This window comes from Pseudomonas putida (genome assembly GCF_025905425.1).
Taxonomy (GTDB): Bacteria; Pseudomonadota; Gammaproteobacteria; order Pseudomonadales; family Pseudomonadaceae; genus Aquipseudomonas; species Aquipseudomonas putida_AF.
The window spans coordinates 4,639,667-4,656,596 of the sequence record NZ_CP109603.1 but is presented as its reverse complement, the minus strand read 5'-3'; the positions used below and the strand labels follow the sequence as shown (position 1 = coordinate 4,656,596).

Below are 16,930 nucleotides of genomic sequence, written 5' to 3'. Positions count from 1 at the left end.
GACTGTCGCAAATGAAAACCATTATCACTAGAATTGCTCAGATCACAAGGCCGAATCGGTAAATTCAGCCGGTGCCCGTGCACACATATCCTTTTTTCGATCTCGTGCGACAGAGGAGGTAACAGCCCGCAGCCAGTGGTGGGCGCAAACCCTACGAGCGAGAAAAGCATGCTCCCAGTCCGTTGTCCTACACCTGCTCTGCGCCCTCGGCCTTGCCTGTCGCCAATCACCTTCGCCCTGCGTTGCACGATGATCAGCTGCTGCGGTGCCGGCCTGCTGAACAGCAGCCTGGCCCTGGCCCAGGACACCCGCGCGGCTGCAACCGTCGCGACCCGCCTGGACGATGCCACGCCGCGTGACTACAACATTGCTCAAGGGCCGTTGGGCGCAGCCCTGGGCAGTTTCACCAGCCAGTCCGGGTTACTGGTGTCCTATGACCCTGAATTGACCCGAGGCCGCACGGCACCCGCCTTGAAGGGCCGGTATACGGTCAGCCAGGGCATCCAGCGATTGCTGGCCAATACCGGTCTGCAACTGGTGGCGAACTCGACAGGGAGCTACGTGCTGATAGCGCAGGGCGTTGCATCGAATGCTGCGGCAGAGCTATCGCCGACGCTGGTCGATGCCGCTGCACAGGGGCCTCAGGCGGACACTTACAGAGCACCACGCTCATCGGTGCATTTGAACAGCGAGCAGATCGACCGCTTCGGCCGGGTTTCGGTAGGCGATCTGCTCAACGGCGTGCCCGGTGTGCAGGTCGGCGATACCCGCAACGGCGGCGCCCTGGACGTCAACATCCGTGGTATCCAGGGGCAGAGCCGGGTGGCGGTGAAGGTCGATGGGTCGGAGCAGGCTCTGGATGTTTATCGCGGCTATGGCGGTACCCAGCAACGCAGCTACATCGACCCCGACCTGATCAGCAGCGTAACCGTGAACAAAGGGCCGTCAACCAAGTCTGGGGCCATTGGCGGCACGGTGGAAATGCAGACGATCGGCGTGCAAGACATCCTGGTTGACGGTAACCAGGTCGGCGTGCGCCTGAAAGGCGACTTCTGGGACAACGGCGTAGACCCCGCTCATCGTAGTGCCAGCGCCAAGGATGAACGCCTGTCGGCGCCACCGCGCGACAATCGCGGCAGCCTGTTCGGCTCCGAAGCCGACTCTGGCAGCGCCGCATTTGCCTTCACCACCGAGCGCCTGGATGTGGTGGCAGCGTATGCGCACCGCAACCAAGGCAACTACTTCTCCGGCAAGAAAGGCCAGGACCGCTACCGCCTCTATAACGACTACGGCAGCGAACAACCCAGCGTGGCGATGACCTACAACGCCGGCGAGGAAGTGCTCAACTCCTCATCGAAAACTGACTCGTATCTGCTCAAGGCAACCTGGCGGATAGCCGACGATCACACCCTGGACCTGGGCTACCGCCGCTACGACGGGCGTAGCGCCGAGATCATGCCTTCTGATATCTACCGCTTCGGTACAGCCGGTATCTACCAGTACCCCCTGGGCGAGGTGAAGATCGATACCTACACCGCCCGCTACCACTACCTGCCCGTCGGCAACCCGTGGGTGGACCTGACCAGCAACCTGTGGATGACCGATGCCAAGACCAGCTCGTTGAGTTCGGCATGGACTGCGCCTGTTTCCCAGCTGTTCCGTTCTGATCGCAGTTGGACACGCCAGGACAACCGCCGCATCGGCGGCGACCTGAACAACGTCTCCAGGTTCGAGACGGCCCATGGCGACTTCAAGCTGGACCTGGGCGGCTCGTTCCAGCTGGAAGACCTGCAACCGCAGAAAAGCGTGCTCATCACCCAGCACGACATCGATGCCAACCGCACCCTGCGCGACGCTTCCCGGCAGGAATTCAGCTTCAACGGCAAGCTTGAGTATCAGCCGATCGAGCAACTGACCCTGTGGGGCGGTGGCCGTTACAGCCACTTCCGCACCAAGGACAATACCGTGCTGGCCACCGCCCGGCGTGAAAATCGCGAGGTGCGCTATGTGTCGGCGAGTGGCCCCAAGGGCTGGGGCAGCATGACCTGGTTCCCCGACCAGAACGGCCAGTACACCGACGCCACCGACCCCCGGCTGAACAACGGCATCGTCTTCGGCAACAGCAACGAGCCCTTCAACGGCGTGCGCTTCAACGACTTCGGTGCAACCAGCGTTCGGGTCGACCCCGAAGGCATCAGCAGTGTGGTCACAGGCTACGACCATACCCCGCAGGGCAGCAGCAGCGGCGGCGGCTTTTCGCCGGCATTCGGCATCAATGTCGAGCTGATGCCGGACACGTTCTTCTACGTAACCTACACCCAAGGCCTGCGCCTGCCTTCTCTGTTCGAGACCAGCCAGGGCACCCAGCAAGTCGCCCCCGGCAAAAGCCTCAAGCCTGAGCGCTCGCAGAGCTGGGAAATCGGCGTCAGCGCCTTGCGCGACAACCTCTTTACCGACCACGACTCGGCGGCGATCAAACTTGCCTACTTCGATAACAAGATCAACAACTACATCACCCGCTACTACGACCCAAGCCCTGGCCTGTGGGGCCTGATGACCTTCAGCAACACTGACAGCTTCAGCACCCGCGGCCTTGAGCTGCAGTCAAACTACGACGCTGGCCGCGTGTTCGCCGACCTGTCGGCCACCTACTACCTCAAGACCGAAACCTGCGACTCGGACTTTGCCGGTAAGCTGCGCGCCACGGCCAACCCGTACCAGAAGACCCAAGACACGCCGAACTGCACACCGGGCAGCTTCATGGGCTCCTACACCAACACCCAGAACCCACCACGCTTTTCAGCCAACCTGACCACCGGCCTGCGCTTCTTCGACGAAGCACTGACGGTGGGCGGCCGCGTGACCTACACCTCGGGGCCTACCAGCACCCTCGACAAACCCTGGCAGTCCGGCGCTACCACACCGCAAATCGAATACCGTTCGGTGGCGCTGTTCGATCTGTTCCTCAAGTACAAGTTGCTTGAGAACACCGAGGTGAATGTTTCGCTGCAGAACCTGACCGATCGCTATTACCTGGACCCGCTGGCGCAGAGCTTCATGCCGGCACCGGGGCGGACGGTGCGGATGGGGGTGGTGACGCGGTTCTGAAGGTGGGTGAGGGCGGTGGCATAGTGAGTTTTTGCCGCCGCCGTTTTGGGTGCCTAGAATTTGCTGCGCACGGTCAGGGCCAAGCTGCGAGGCTCGCCATAGAAGTTACCCGAGGCACTGCTGCCGAAGGTCTCGTAGTAGCGCTTGTCAAAGAGATTGTTGGCGATGATGGTTGCTGACCAGTTTTCGTCAATCTTGTAGTCCACACTGGTGCTCCAAATGGCACGACCGGGTTCAATGAACTTGAAGTCTTGTTCGGCCCCATCGAATTCGCCACTGACGGGATTGTATTCACGCACCGTGCCACTGACATAGGTCGCGCTTTGAGCCACCACCCCGCCGCCAACCTTCCAGTTGTGCAGCATCCCGGGCAGTTGATAGGTCGTCCAGAGCTTGACCATATGCTTGGGCGTAATGGCACGGTACTCTGCGTTCTGTGTGTCGGCATCGCGACTGTGGTTGTAGGTGTAGCCCGCACTCATTTGCCAGCCTGGTTGCAGTTCGCCGCTGATCTCGGCATCTAGCCCCTGGCTGATGGTTTCGCCCTGATTGATGAAGCAGCACTGCTTGCCCTGGTTCCACCCCTGGGATGGGCCGTCCGCCGCGGCATCGCCTGTCTGTTCTACGCGGTAGAGCGCAAAAGAGGTGTTGAGCCGGCCCGAAAACAGCTCGCCCTTGAGTCCTACTTCATAGCTTTTGGCTTCGGATGGATCCAGTGGGCTGCCCGGGTACGGACCTTTCAGCTGCATGTACTGCGGCCGGTAGGTTTCGGCGTAGCTGGTGTAGGCTGTCCATTGATCGGTGAGGTCGTACGTGACGCCGACATACGGCGTCACGACACCGTTGTCCTCCAGGGCGCGTTTGCCCTGACTGCCTGCCGAAGTGCCATCAGCGTTCTTGTAGAAGCTGTCATCGGCGTGTTTGTAGTTGGCCACGCGTGCCCCGAGAATCACGTTCATCGGATCGGTGATGCTCATGCGCAGCATGCCTGACAGGCCCGTTTTAGTAGAGGTGTAGTAATCGTCCTTTACTGGGAAGTCGCCGTTATCCGCTGGCATGACCGGGTTGAAAATGTTGATTGGCGCTTCCATGAAGTTGCTCATGCGTTGCCGGCTGTAAGCTTTGCCTTTTTGATAGTCACCCACGATCACCAGTTCGTGGTGGCGTGCAAACAAGTCGAAGCCACCCTTCAGGGTCGCACTGTAGGCGTCCCGGTCCATCCCTGTCTTGGCAGGATACCCAGTGATGAAATGACCGTTGCCGGTGATCGGGTTGACGGCGCCATAGCCGAAGATGCCCTTGGCGTCCCGGTCCATTTCCATGCGCATGGCATCAAGCGTCATTGCCCAGTCTTCGCTGAAACTGTGTTGCAGGCGAATGTAACCCTGCGCGGTCTTCTCGTGGCTGGTGTTCCAGTCTGTGGTCAATGCGTGCTTACGCGACAGTTTCAGGTCGTCGCCGTTGATGGCGCGCGGCAACCCCGCGAAGTTGATGACACCTTGTGCTTCCTGATAACTGCCGCCGACGGTCAACAATGTGTCGGGACTAAGGTCGAACTCCAAAGATCCATACGCCACTTTGGTGGTCATGTTACCGGGGTCGTAGAAATACTTGCGATCTTGATAGGCAATGCCCAGCCGCCCGCGCACATTGCCTTGTTCTGTCAGCGGGCCGGTGATATCCGCCTCGGAGCGATAGTTGTCCCAGCTGCCGGCAGACGTGGAAAAGGCCAACTGGTTGTGTGCCAGTGCACGTTTGCGCACCATGTTGATAGTGCCGCCGGGATCACCGGCCCCTGAGTACAGGCCATCGACGCCACGCAGGAACTCGACATGGTCGAACTGTGCCATGTCGAGTTGGCTGACCGAACCGAATCCGCTCATCGACGGGTCCATCGGGGCGCCCCCATCGAGTTGTACGTTAGATACCTCGAAACCGCGCGAATAGAAGTTGCTGTCGTTACCGAAGGATGAACCCGCCCGCTGCGTGGCCTTGCGCGAGGTGACCCCTGGGGTCTTGTCCATCACGTCGGTGAGGTTATGAAGGTTCTGGTCTTCTATCTGCTGACGGGTAATGACTGAAACTGAATGCGGCACTTCACGCAGCGACTTGGCGACCTTGCTGCCCACCGCGACCGAGCCTGTAGTGTACGACCCAGTGTTCTCGGTACTGTCATCCAGTGTCTGGGCAATGACCGACGTTGCGCTCAGCTCCAGTGCACTGCTGTCGGCAGGGCGTTTGTACAGCGTCACACTGGCGGCACCGACGCTGCGCCAGGCCAGGCCGCTGCCGCTGAGTAGGTGTTCAAGCGCTGCTTGCGGCTCTTGGAGGCCGTTCACGCCGGGACTTTGCAAGCCTTGGACCAGTTCGCCGTTGTAGATCACCTGCAAGCCGCTCTGTTCGGCAAGGTGATCAAGGGCGCTGGCCAGCGGTTGGGCGCCGATTTTGAACGACATGGGTTCGGCAAAGGCTGCAGCTGGCAGCAGTGCAATTATCAGCGCAGCGGGTAGCGGTCGAAGGCGAAAGGCAGCAACAGCATTGAACATCATGTCCCCCAAAATAAAACGCAAATGGTTATCGTTAATTTTTAGAGGAAGACGATGGGCGCCGCTGAACCCGTAAATTTAATGCACGCAACCTTCGTGACAGCTTCACTGCTGCCGGGTGAGTACCAGCAGGTAATGGGTATAGCGCTGGCTTTTCAGGCCAAACGCCTGCGCCAACGTGTCGATCCCTTCGTCCAAGCGGTCAAGGCGCAAGGTACCGCTGACGGTGAGGGTGTGAAGCGCGGCGTCGCCCAGCAGCACGTAGCCTGGGCGATAGTGCTGCAATTGTGCGAGTACATCGCCCAGCGGCATGTTGTCGAACACCAATCGACCCTTCTGCCAGGCCAATTCCCGCTGGGGGTCGATGCTGTGCACGGCCGACAGTTGCCTGTGTGTCCAGGCCACCTGTTCACCTGCTTGCAGAGTCGCCGTGGCACCGGGGCCGGCGACGGCGACGCGGCCTTGCGCCACGGTGACTTCGCTGGTGTCCGAGCGTCGGCTTACGCTGTACACCGTGCCCAATGCCGTGGCACTCAGGTCACCGGCCTCGACGCGAAATGGGCGCGATGGGTCATGGGCCACGTCGAACAGCGCCGTGCCCTTGCGCAAGGTGATCTGCCTGCCTGTGGCCAGCCACTGCACATCCAGCGCCGAGTCGGCGTCCAGGGTAATGCGCGAACCATCTGCCAATTCCACCCACTTTTGTTCGCCGATAGCGGTGCGATAATCGGCGTCCCAGTCATTGTAACGGGCAGTGGACAGCCCAAGACCGAGCAGCAGCATGGCCGCAACGCCCCAGCGCACGCCCTTGTTGCGCCGACGGATGCGGGCAGGCTTTGGCAGGTGACCGCTGAGATGCCACAGGCGCCGTGCGGCGACAAATGCAGCGTGATGTGCCGGATGTTGCGCACACCATTCGCGGGCAGCGGCAATGTCGTCGGGGCTTGCGTCACCCGAGGTCAGCCGCACCACCCATTCATGGGCAGCCTTGTCGATAAGCGCTTGCGGGTTTTGGTCGGGCGACATTGGGTTCAACGTTGCAGGCATTGGCGTAGAAAGTCGAGTGCGCTCGCCAGGTGTTTCTCCACGGTACTGACCGACACGGCGAGTTCGCGGGCGATGTCCTTGTGGTTCATGCCCTGCAGGCGCCCCATCAGAAAAATCTGCCGGGTGAGTGGAGGTAGTTGCTGCAGCGCACGCTCAAGCAATTCCAGCTCCTGGCGAGCGGCCACCTTGTCGATCAGTTCGGGGCTTTCGCCGGTGACTTCGTAAAGGTATTCCAGCCCCTGGTCATTACGCTCGCGCATGCCGCGATTGCGTATGTGGTCGATGGCCAAATTGCGCCCGATGCGGAATATGAAGGCGCGCAGGTTGCCGACGGGCTTGTGTGGACGCTGGCGCAACAGGCGCAAGTAGGTTTCCTGCGCCAGGTCGGAGGCCGCCTCGGGGTTGTTCAACTGCCGATAGAGGAACAGGCGAAGCTCACGCGCATGGGCCTTGTAGGCCTGTTCGAGCTCTTCGGTGGTCATGCTTGACATGAGGATAGCCGCAGCGGAAGGGGGCAAGTGGAAAGCGGCAGACTCTAGCGAGAACACTTCCTATTTGCAATGCGGCGATGGCGGGATTCGGCTTGCGTAGCAGGCGATGCGCCGCGAAATATGTTTTGGAGGGGGACGATCAAGCTACGTCCAAGCAAGGTAATGCGTGAGCTTATGGAAATTAAAAAGCCGGCTTGTGGCCGGCTTCTCGGGGACGCTTCCGACTAATTTATGGTAAGCCGCAACCGCCTTAACTGTGTGGCCACAAGGGCCTGATAGAGATGGTCAACGCCCGTATAGGGTGTTGCCGAGCCCTCTGGAACGCGGCTTGCGCCGGTCGGGGCTAAATGTGCCGCGTAGCATACAAGGGCTCGCGCAGGTTGCCCAGCAAAAAATGGCACAGCGTGTTTCAACTGGGGCGATGCCGGCGGAAATGCGACCAATGAAAGACCCAGCCGAGAATCTCCAGGCCCTGGGCCTGGCGTTGGGCGCGGGTGTAGCGCTCGACGGCGTAGTTGCGCCGGTCATGGCTGTGCAGGTACAGGGTGCCGTGCTGGCCGAGGCTGAGGTTGTTCACCCTGAGGGTGCCATTGTGCAGCAGGGCGTAGGTTTCGCCCTCGATCACTTCGGTCATGCCCAGGTCCACGGCCAAGGTGGCCTCCAGTGGGATCAGCGGGGCCATGTTGGCGGCAGGCATGGCCAGGCAGATGGCACAGTCCGGCGCAACGCCCAGCGCTTTCAATGCTTTGGAGGGCAGGCGCAGGTGTTTGCTGGCGACGGGGGTAAGCAGGCCGTGCTGCAGTGCGTGGAAGGGCACCTGCAACATGCGGCCGCCGTGTGCTGACAGCGGGGTGGGCGGGTTGTCCTGGGTTGGCCGTAGCGGGCCGCTGCGCAAGATCGGGTTGGGGTGTTTGGGGCCTTCACCACTGCGTAGCCAGCGGCGATGCACGCAGAACAGGTCGGCCATTTCGTCGAGACGAGCCAGCGGAACACCGCGTCTAAACCAATTGTTGACGTGCTGGGGTGTGACGCTGCGCTGGGCGGCGAAATCGGAAGGGGTCAAGCCACATTCGTGGAGCAGGGCTTTGAGGCGGTCACCGGATGTGTTCATGGCCGGGAGTGTAGCGGCCGGGTGCCAGCAGGCATATGAACCGGGTGTTGATGCGGCTTGTGCGAAAAGTACTTCGATGTAGGGCGATGGCGTAGGGTGGTGTAGGAATTTTTACCTGCAGGACGTTCGCTCGGGCATAAAAAACCCCGCCAGGGCGGGGTTTTTCAGCAACCGGTATCAGCCCTTGTAGGCAGCGACCGATTTGGTGATCGCGGCACGGGCGGCGTCGGCGCCGTCCCAGCCTTCGATCTTGACCCACTTGCCCTTCTCGAGATCTTTGTAGTTCGCGAAGAAGTGCTCGATCTGCTGGATCAGCAGGGCTGGCAGGTCGGTGTATTCTTTGACGTCGACATACAGCTGCGACAGCTTGTCGTGCGGCACAGCGATGACCTTGGCGTCGCCGCCGCCGTCGTCGGTCATGTTCAGGATGCCGACCGGGCGGGCACGGATGACCGAACCTGGCGCTACCGGGTACGGGGTCACGACCAGCACGTCCAGCGGATCACCGTCGTCGGCCAGGGTGTTCGGGATGAAGCCGTAGTTGGCTGGGTAGAACATCGGGGTGGCCATGAAACGGTCGACGAACAGGGTGTCGCTGTCCTTGTCGATCTCGTATTTGATCGGCGCGTGGTTGGCCGGGATCTCGATGGCGACGTAGATGTCGTTCGGCAGGTCTTTGCCCGCCGGAATCTTGCTGTAGCTCATTGGGCAGTGCCCCCGTAGTTGACCAAAAAGTGGCGGCGATTATAGGCACATTCCGCATGGGCTTGCCACGCCCGGCCTGATGTGCGGCCGCGTCAGGCGTGGCCTTCGCGGTAATCGGGGTGTTCGGCCTGCAACTGGCTCAGGCGCGCCAGTGGGTCTTGGCGGTAAAACAGCGACAGTTGCTGGTACACCTGTGGATACGCCTGCTGCAACAGGTCGGGGGCGCTGAAGAAGTATTCGCTGGTGACAGCGAAGAATTCCGCAGGGTTTTCCGCGGCGTAGGGGTCGATGGCGGTTTCGGCGTCAGGGTTCAGGTCCAACTGACGGTTGAGGTCGTCATAGGCCTGCTGCATGGCCGTCGCCCACTCATCCACTGGCATGCCACTGTGCAGCGGCGGCAGGCCATTGGCATCGCCATTGAGCATGTCGAGCTTGTGCGCCAACTCATGGATGACCAGGTTATAGGCCTCCCACCCACCACTGGCCAGCACGCCGTTCCAGGCCAGGATCACCGGGCCCTGTTGCCAGGCTTCACCGCTGTGTTCGCCGTCCCACACATGCTCCACGCCACTGGCATCGCGGTGGCGCTGAGGGCTTTTGAAGTCGTCGGGGTAAAGGATGATCTCGTGGAAACCCTGGTACCAGTTGAGGTCACCGAGGTGCAGCAGTGGCAGCTGCGCCTGGGCGGCCAGGAACAGGCGCTGCTCATCGCTCAGCTCGACACCGGGCAGAGTGGTCAGGTGCTTTTCAAGCAAAAACAGGATGCAGGCTTCGCGCAACCAGCGATCTTCGTCATCACTGATGCCATCGAGCAAAGGCAGGTGTTGGCGAACTGCCTGCCATTGCTTGGGGGTGATCGGGTAGCGCTTCAGGGTGCGCCGACGCCGCCAGGCGCTGAAAGACCACATGGCGGTGATCAGTGAGCCTTGGCCGCGCGGCCCAGGCGACCGCGCAGCAGGCCGAGGACCATCGGCACCAGCGACAGGAAGATGATACCCACCACCATCAGCGACAGGTGCTGCTTGATGAACGGCACGTTGCCGAAGAAGTAGCCCAAGGTCACCAGGCCACCGACCCACAGCAGCGAACCGGCGACGCTGAAGCCGAGGAAGCGCGGGTAGTGCATGTGGGCGATACCCGCGACGAACGGCGCGAAGGTGCGCAAGATCGGCAGGAAGCGCGCCAGGGTCACGGTCTTGCCGCCATGGCGCTCGTAGAATTCGTGGGTGCGCTGCAGGTAGTCGCGGCGGAAGATTTTCGAGTTGGGATTGTTGAACAAGCGTTCGCCGGCCGTTCGGCCAATCACGTAATTGGTGCTGTCGCCCAGGATTGCCGCCGCCATCAGCAGGCCCGCCAGCAGTACCGGGTCCATGCCGCCACCGGCCGCCACGGCGCCAGCGATGAACAGCAGCGAATCACCAGGCAGAAATGGCATTACCACCAGGCCGGTTTCGCAGAAGATCACGGTGAACAGGATGGCGTAGATCCAGGGACCGTAATTGGTGACCAGCAGATCGAGGTAGGCATCGAGATGCAGGATAAGGTCCAGCGGGTTGAAATCCATGTACAGCACCTGTGTTCTGGGGCGTAGGCTCGGTTACCAGGGGAGGGGTAAATTTTCACACATGACAAGTGGGGCATTATACGGCGAAGTGAGCATCATGCCCGGGGAGTTTGTAGCGGGGGGTTACGGCAGATTTTTTTCCTGTGCAGGCCTCTTCGCGGGCAAGCCCGCGAAGAGGCCGGCCCAGTCAATCCTGATGGATCGGCAGGATATAGCTTTCGAACTCGGTGTCCTTGCGAAACCCGATGGACTCGTACGTCTTTTGCGCTGCCTCATTGTTGGCGCTGGTCGACACCCGCATCCGCACGGCATTGGTCTCTTTGGCCATCTTCTTGGCCTCGCGCATCAAGTGGTCGGCCACCAGCATGCGTCGCGAATCTTCGGCCACATAGATATCGTTGAGAATCCACACGCGCTTGAGCGACAGCGACGAAAAGCTTGGATACAGCTGGCAGAAGCCCAGCAATTTGCTGTCGTCTTCATCTGCCAGAGCCAGGTAGATCACCGACTCGTCCCGCTTCAGGCGCTTCTCCAGAAAACTGCGTGAGCTGTCCGGGTAGGGCAATTGCCCATAGAACTCGCGGTATTTGACGAACAGTGGGGTCAGCAGGTCGAGGTGTTCCAGGGTTGCCTTGATGATACGCATGTGCGGCCCTCAGGATCCATTTGGGGAAACAGCGGATTGCCAACCGCTCTCAACAGCATGCTGCCCAATGCGGGCGAGAAGCGCAATCCGCCTTCCGTGACATGATTTTTACCCTTTTCCGAGCAGAAAGTTTCCTTTTTGGCTGGCGGGGGTATCGCTGTCGAGGGTATGGACCTCGGCTTCATCCTTCAGATTCACCCCAGAAAGCTGCCGCCGACAGGCTTCACGCATCAGGTACAGCAAGCGGTGGGCTGCCATGCCATAGCTCAGGCCCTCAAGGCGTACGTTGGAGATGCAGTTGCGGTAGGCGTCGGTCAGGCCGACCCGTGGCGCGTAGGTGAAGTACAGGCCGAGGCTGTCGGGTGAACTCAACCCCGGGCGTTCGCCGATCAGCATCACGGTCATCCGGGCGCCGAGCAGCTCGCCCACCTCGTCGGCTACGGCCACGCGGCCCTGCTCTACCAACACCACCGGGGCGCTGGTCCAGCCGTCGGCCGCGGCCTGCTCTTCGAAACGGGTCAGAAAAGGCAGGGTATGGCGGTGTACGGCGAGGGCCGAGAGGCCATCGGCGACCACGATGGCCAGGTCGACACCGCCCGGATTGGCCTGGGCATGCTGGCGCAGGGTCGCGATCGAGTCGTCGTTCAGCCGTCGCCCCAGGTCGGGGCGCTGCAGGTATTGGTCGCGGTCGTGGGCGGCGCTGTGCAACACCAGGCTGTCACGCCCACGGTCATTGAGCTGGGCGGTAAGCCCGGCATGGTCGAACGGCAGGTGCACGGCATCGCGGGCCTGGGCATGGGCGAACTGGAAGTCCAGTTGCGCACCAGTCGGCAGGCTGGTGCCCGTGCGCCCCAGGGCGATACGCGCAGGTGTCAGGGTGCGCAGGGCCAGCCAGGGGTTGTCGGGGGTTACTGTGCGAGGGTCCATGGTCATCCCTATGCAAGCTGTGCCAATGCCTGGCGGAAGGCCGGCGGCAGGTTTTCACCGAAGCGCACCCGGCCATCGGCCTGGGTGAAGATGCCGGTACGCGCCAGCCACGCCTCGAATTCCGGGCCGGGCTTGAGGCCCAGGGTCTGGCGCGCATACAGCGCGTCATGGAACGACGTGGTCTGGTAATTGAGCATGATGTCGTCGGAGCCGGGGATGCCCATGATGAAGTTGATCCCGGCCACACCCAGCAGGGTCAGCAGGGTATCCATGTCGTCCTGGTCGGCTTCGGCGTGGTTGGTGTAGCAGATGTCACAGCCCATCGGCACGCCAAGCAGCTTGCCGCAAAAGTGGTCCTCAAGGCCGGCGCGGATGATCTGCTTGCCGTTGTACAGGTACTCCGGGCCGATGAAACCGACCACGGTGTTGACCAGAAACGGCTTGAAATGCCTGGCCACGGCGTAGGCGCGGGTCTCGCAGGTTTGCTGGTCGACGCCGTGGTGGGCGTTGGCCGATAGGGCGCTGCCCTGGCCGGTCTCGAAGTACATCAGGTTTTGCCCGAGGGTGCCGCGCTTGAGCGACAGGCCCGCCTCGTAGCCTTCCTGCAATACGTTGAGGTTGATGCCAAAGCTTGCGTTGGCGGCCTCGGTACCGGCGATCGACTGGAACACCAGGTCCAGCGGTACGCCACGGTTGATCGCTTCGATCGAGGTGGTGACGTGGGTCAGCACGCAGGCCTGAGTGGGGATGTCGTAGCGCTGGATGATGGCGTCCAGCATTTCCAGCATGGCGCAGATCGAGGCGATGCTGTCGGTGGCCGGGTTGATGCCGATCATGGCGTCGCCGTTGCCGTACAGCAAACCGTCGAGAATGCTGGCGGCGATACCCGCCGGCTCGTCGGTTGGGTGGTTGGGCTGAAGACGGGTCGACAGGCGACCGCGCAGGCCCATGGTGCCGCGAAAACGGGTGACCACACGGATCTTCTGCGCCACCAGGATCAAGTCTTGAACCCGCATGATCTTCGATACCGCCGCCGCCATTTCCGGTATCAGGCCCGGTGCCAGCGCGCGCAGGCTGTCTTCGTCGGCCGCTTCGCTGAGCAGCCAGTCACGCAGGCCGCCCACGGTGAGGTGGCTGACCGGCGCAAAGGCCTGGGTGTCATGGGTGTCGATGATCAGGCGGGTGACCTCGTCCTCTTCGTAGGGGATCAACGCTTCGCTCAGAAAGTGCGTGAGCGGGATGTTGGCCAGGGCCATTTGCGCGGCGACCCGCTCACCGTCGTTGCTGGCGGCGACACCCGCCAGGAAGTCCCCCGAGCGTGCGGGGCTGGCCTTGGCCATCACGTCCTTGAGGCTGTCGAAGCGGTAGACCAGGTGGCCTACCGTGTGTACGAAACTTGCCATACAGATTCTCCAGAGCGCCGCGGGGCTGGCCCGCGGCGGGTGTCGGCGATCAGTGCAGGGCCTCTTCGGCCTTTTGGATCGCGGCGAATTCCTCTTCCGGTGTGCCCGCTACCAGGTGGTGGCGGCTGTAGAACGCAAAGTAGGCAATTAATACTCCATAGATCACCGCCGCGCCAATCACAACCCGCGGGTCGACCAGGAAGCCCGCCACCACGGCAATGCACGCCAGCACCAGCGCTACGCCCGAGGTGAAGATGCCGCCAGGGGTGCGATACGGCCGTTCCATCTTCGGCCTGCGGATGCGCAGGGTGATGTGCGCCGCCATCATCAGCACGTAGGACAGCGTTGCGCCGAACACTGCGACCAGAATCAGCAAGTCACCCTGGCCGGTCAGCGACAGCCCGAAACCGATGATGCCGGGGATGATCAGGGCCAGTACCGGCGCCTTGCTCTTGTTGGTCTGGGAGAGTTTGCGCGGCAGGTAGCCTGCGCGGGACAGCGCGAAGATCTGCCGCGAGTAGGCATAGATGATCGAGAAGAAGCTGGCGATCAGGCCGGCCAGGCCCACCAGGTTGACGAAGCTGCCCATCCAGGTGGAGCCGCCATAGGCCTTGGACAGCGCCTCGACCAGCGGGTTACCGGAGGCCTTGAGTGCCTCAGAGCCTGCAGCGCCAGGGCCGATCACCAGAATCAGCAGGGCGAAGGCCAGCAATACCAGCATCGCGCCGATCAGGCCGCGTGGCAGGTCGCGTTTCGGGTTCTTGGTTTCTTCGGCGGCCAGGGGCACGCCTTCGACGGCGAGGAAGAACCAGATCGCATAGGGGATCGCGGCCCACACACCGACATAACCGAACGGCAGGAAGCTGCTGGCGCCGACGGCGTCCGTCTTGGCGATGTCGAACAGGTTGGCTGCATCAAAATGGGGCACCATGCTCACCAGGAACACGCCCAGGGCAATGGCCGCGATAGCGGTGATGATGAACATCAGCTTCAGCGCTTCACCGACACCGAATATGTGGATGCCGATGAACACGATGTAGAAGGCCAGGTAGATGACCCACCCACCGATGCCGAACAGTGATTCACAGTAGGCGCCGATGAACACGGCGATGGCTGCTGGGGCGATGGCGTATTCGATGAGAATCGCCGTGCCGGTGAGAAAACCGCCCCAGGGGCCGAAGGCGCTGCGGGCGAAGCCGTAGCCGCCGCCTGCGGTGGGGATCATCGACGACAGCTCGGCCAGCGAGAAGCACATGCACAGGTACATGGTGGCCATCAGCAAGGTGGCGAGGAACATGCCGCCCCAGCCGCCCTGGGCCAGGCCGAAGTTCCACCCGGCGTAGTCGCCGGAGATCACATAGGCGACCCCGAGGCCGACCAGCAGCACCCAGCCGGCTGCGCCTTTTTTCAGTTCACGTTGCTGGAAATAGTCCGAGCCGACTTTTTCGAAGTCTACGGAAGAGCCTGCCGGCGCATTGCCGGAATGATCGCTTGGCATAGTTTCACCTGTTGTTTTTCTTGGTGGCCGGAGGGACTTCCAGCCCATGGTGATAGGTACTGCAGGAAGCGAGCCAGAGCGGTTCGTGCACGGGAACCGCTGTGGATTTGTGTCTGTCAGTGCCGCCTTCTTCGCGGGTAAATCCGCGAAGAAGGCGATGTGGTTTAGAAGAAGCCCAACGGATTGATGTCGTAGCTCACCAGCAGGTTTTTAGTTTGCTGGTAGTGATCGAGCATCATCTTGTGCGTCTCACGCCCAACGCCGGACTTCTTGTACCCGCCGAACGCGGCATGCGCCGGGTACAGGTGGTAGCAGTTGGTCCATACGCGGCCCGCCTTGATGCCACGGCCCATGCGGTAGGCGCGGTTGATGTCGCGGGTCCACACGCCGGCACCGAGGCCGAACTCGGTGTCGTTGGCAATCGCCAGGGCTTCGGCTTCGTCCTTGAAGGTGGTGACACTGACCACCGGGCCGAAGATTTCTTCCTGGAACACGCGCATCTTGTTGTTGCCCTTGAGCAGGGTCGGCTGGATGTAGTAACCGGTGGCCAACGCGCCTTCGAGTTTTTCCACCTTGCCGCCGGTCAGCAGCTCGGCGCCTTCTTCCTTGGCGATTTCCAGGTACGACAGGATCTTCTCGAACTGCTGTTGCGACGCCTGGGCGCCGACCATGGTGTCGGTGTCCAGCGGATCGCCACGCTTGATCTGCAGGACCTTCTTCATCACCACTTCCATGAACTGGTCGTAAATCGACTCCTGCACCAGAGCACGCGACGGGCAAGTGCACACTTCGCCCTGGTTGAAGAACGCCAGCACCATGCCTTCGGCGGCCTTCTCGATGAAGCTCGGCTCGGCCTGCATGATGTCTTCGAAGTACACGTTAGGCGACTTGCCGCCCAGCTCGACGGTGGACGGGATGATGTTCTCGGCGGCGCATTTCATGATGTGCGAGCCGACCGGGGTCGAGCCGGTAAAGGCGATCTTGGCGATACGTTTGCTGGTAGCCAGGGCTTCGCCTGCTTCGCGGCCATAACCCTGGACGACGTTGAGCACGCCTTTGGGCAGCAGGTCGCCGATCAGCTCCATCAGTACGGTGATACCCAGCGGTGTCTGCTCGGCGGGTTTGAGCACCACGCAGTTGCCGGCGGCCAGGGCCGGGGCCAGCTTCCAGGCGGCCATCAGCAGTGGGAAGTTCCACGGGATGATCTGGCCGACCACGCCCAGTGGCTCGTGGATGTGATAAGCGACGGTGCCTTCGTTGATTTCGGCGGCGCCGCCCTCTTGGGCGCGGATGCAACCGGCGAAGTAACGGAAGTGATCGACCGCCAGCGGGATGTCGGCGTTAAGGGTTTCGCGGATCGGCTTGCCGTTGTCCCAGGTTTCGGCAATGGCCAGGACTTCAAGGTTCTGCTCGATGCGGTCGGCGATCTTCAGCAGCACGTTGGAGCGGTCCTGGACAGACGTGCGGCCCCAGGCGTCGGCGGCGGCGTGGGCGGCATCCAGGGCTTTCTCGATGTCTTCGGCAGTGGAGCGGGGAAACTCTGCGATCAGCTTGCCATTCACCGGGGAGGTGTTTTCGAAGTACTGCCCCTTGACCGGAGCTACGAATTCACCGCCGATGTAGTTGCCGTAGCGGTTCTTGAAGGAAACCTTCGCGCCTTCGGTACCGGGATGTGCGTAACGCATGGTGTGTCTCCTGGCTATTGTGTTTGTTAGGGAGTTGAAAAGCGTAGAGCAAAGGTTGGGCCAGTGTTTTGAGGTTGAGGTAAATCAAGCGCTTGGCGCGGTTTTCAGGGGCTTTTGAAATCGCGCTGTGCCAGCGGTGGCACGGCCTGGGTGACACTTTGTACCGTTTGCGACACGCTGCGGTACGGTGCATTGCAAA

The 16,930-nt window shown here is 61.5% G+C and carries 13 protein-coding genes; 1 reads left to right on the top strand and 12 read right to left on the bottom strand.

Translation table 11 applies throughout. The annotated features are described in order from the left end of the window. The first annotated feature begins 168 nt into the window (after positions 1-168). Positions 169-3,108 (top strand): TonB-dependent receptor, encoded by a 2,940-nt coding sequence (locus OGV19_RS20925; protein WP_319025983.1) that lies wholly within the window; start codon positions 169-171, stop codon positions 3,106-3,108. A gap of 53 nt (positions 3,109-3,161) precedes the next feature. Here OGV19_RS20925 and OGV19_RS20920 read toward each other — a convergent pair whose 3' ends face one another. From OGV19_RS20920 to OGV19_RS20865, 12 genes are all read right to left on the bottom strand, one after another. Next, on the bottom strand, positions 3,162-5,564 hold the full coding sequence (locus OGV19_RS20920; RefSeq protein WP_264310473.1) for a TonB-dependent siderophore receptor: 2,403 nt from the start codon (positions 5,562-5,564) through the stop codon (positions 3,162-3,164). 195 nt (positions 5,565-5,759) lie between these two features. Beyond that, entirely contained in the window at positions 5,760-6,680 is a 921-nt protein-coding gene (locus tag OGV19_RS20915) for a FecR family protein (RefSeq protein ID WP_264310472.1), read from the bottom strand. 5 nt (positions 6,681-6,685) lie between these two features. Next, complete coding sequence (locus tag OGV19_RS20910; protein WP_264310471.1) at positions 6,686-7,192, bottom strand: RNA polymerase sigma factor; 507 nt, start codon at positions 7,190-7,192, stop codon at positions 6,686-6,688. Positions 7,193-7,601: 409 nt separating this feature from the next. Continuing rightward, complete coding sequence (locus OGV19_RS20905) at positions 7,602-8,303, bottom strand: LexA family transcriptional regulator (RefSeq protein ID WP_264310470.1); 702 nt, start codon at positions 8,301-8,303, stop codon at positions 7,602-7,604. A 177-nt stretch (positions 8,304-8,480) separates the two neighbouring features. Beyond that, positions 8,481-9,008 (bottom strand): inorganic diphosphatase, encoded by a 528-nt coding sequence (gene ppa / locus OGV19_RS20900; RefSeq protein WP_016497835.1) that lies wholly within the window; start codon positions 9,006-9,008, stop codon positions 8,481-8,483. Positions 9,009-9,100: 92 nt separating this feature from the next. Then, positions 9,101-9,916: a M90 family metallopeptidase gene (locus tag OGV19_RS20895; protein ID WP_264310469.1), complete on the bottom strand. Its 816-nt coding sequence runs from the start codon at positions 9,914-9,916 to the stop codon at positions 9,101-9,103. 8 nt (positions 9,917-9,924) lie between these two features. Next, a complete protein-coding gene (locus OGV19_RS20890) occupies positions 9,925-10,572 on the bottom strand; it encodes a DedA family protein (protein WP_027594930.1) in 648 nt (215 codons plus the stop codon). Between the two features lie 187 nt (positions 10,573-10,759). Continuing rightward, entirely contained in the window at positions 10,760-11,218 is a 459-nt protein-coding gene (locus OGV19_RS20885; protein ID WP_264310468.1) for a GNAT family N-acetyltransferase, read from the bottom strand. A 108-nt stretch (positions 11,219-11,326) separates the two neighbouring features. After that, positions 11,327-12,145, bottom strand: a complete 819-nt coding sequence (gene eutC / locus OGV19_RS20880; RefSeq protein WP_264310467.1) for an ethanolamine ammonia-lyase subunit EutC — start codon at positions 12,143-12,145, stop codon at positions 11,327-11,329. Between the two features lie 8 nt (positions 12,146-12,153). Next, entirely contained in the window at positions 12,154-13,548 is a 1,395-nt protein-coding gene (locus tag OGV19_RS20875) for an ethanolamine ammonia-lyase subunit EutB (RefSeq protein ID WP_264310466.1), read from the bottom strand. Between the two features lie 49 nt (positions 13,549-13,597). Then, entirely contained in the window at positions 13,598-15,046 is a 1,449-nt protein-coding gene (gene eat / locus OGV19_RS20870) for an ethanolamine permease (RefSeq protein WP_264310465.1), read from the bottom strand. Between the two features lie 164 nt (positions 15,047-15,210). Continuing rightward, positions 15,211-16,731 (bottom strand): acetaldehyde dehydrogenase ExaC, encoded by a 1,521-nt coding sequence (locus OGV19_RS20865; RefSeq protein WP_264310464.1) that lies wholly within the window; start codon positions 16,729-16,731, stop codon positions 15,211-15,213. Positions 16,732-16,930 lie beyond the last annotated feature (199 nt).

Excerpts from the sequence above, each read along its gene's own strand:
- OGV19_RS20890 (WP_027594930.1), bottom strand. The coding sequence starts at position 10,572 with ATGGATTTCAACCCGCTGGACCTTATCCTGCATCTCGATGCCTACCTC.
- OGV19_RS20915 (WP_264310472.1), bottom strand. The coding sequence starts at position 6,680 with ATGTCGCCCGACCAAAACCCGCAAGCGCTTATCGACAAGGCTGCCCAT.
- OGV19_RS20865 (WP_264310464.1), bottom strand. The coding sequence starts at position 16,731 with ATGCGTTACGCACATCCCGGTACCGAAGGCGCGAAGGTTTCCTTCAAG.
- ppa (WP_016497835.1), bottom strand. The coding sequence starts at position 9,008 with ATGAGCTACAGCAAGATTCCGGCGGGCAAAGACCTGCCGAACGACATC.
- OGV19_RS20905 (WP_264310470.1), bottom strand. The coding sequence starts at position 8,303 with ATGAACACATCCGGTGACCGCCTCAAAGCCCTGCTCCACGAATGTGGC.
- OGV19_RS20925 (WP_319025983.1), top strand. The coding sequence starts at position 169 with ATGCTCCCAGTCCGTTGTCCTACACCTGCTCTGCGCCCTCGGCCTTGC.
- OGV19_RS20875 (WP_264310466.1), bottom strand. The coding sequence starts at position 13,548 with ATGGCAAGTTTCGTACACACGGTAGGCCACCTGGTCTACCGCTTCGAC.
- eat (WP_264310465.1), bottom strand. The coding sequence starts at position 15,046 with ATGCCAAGCGATCATTCCGGCAATGCGCCGGCAGGCTCTTCCGTAGAC.
- OGV19_RS20885 (WP_264310468.1), bottom strand. The coding sequence starts at position 11,218 with ATGCGTATCATCAAGGCAACCCTGGAACACCTCGACCTGCTGACCCCA.
- eutC (WP_264310467.1), bottom strand. The coding sequence starts at position 12,145 with ATGGACCCTCGCACAGTAACCCCCGACAACCCCTGGCTGGCCCTGCGC.
- OGV19_RS20910 (WP_264310471.1), bottom strand. The coding sequence starts at position 7,192 with ATGTCAAGCATGACCACCGAAGAGCTCGAACAGGCCTACAAGGCCCAT.
- OGV19_RS20920 (WP_264310473.1), bottom strand. The coding sequence starts at position 5,564 with ATGTCGTTCAAAATCGGCGCCCAACCGCTGGCCAGCGCCCTTGATCAC.
- OGV19_RS20895 (WP_264310469.1), bottom strand. The coding sequence starts at position 9,916 with ATGTGGTCTTTCAGCGCCTGGCGGCGTCGGCGCACCCTGAAGCGCTAC.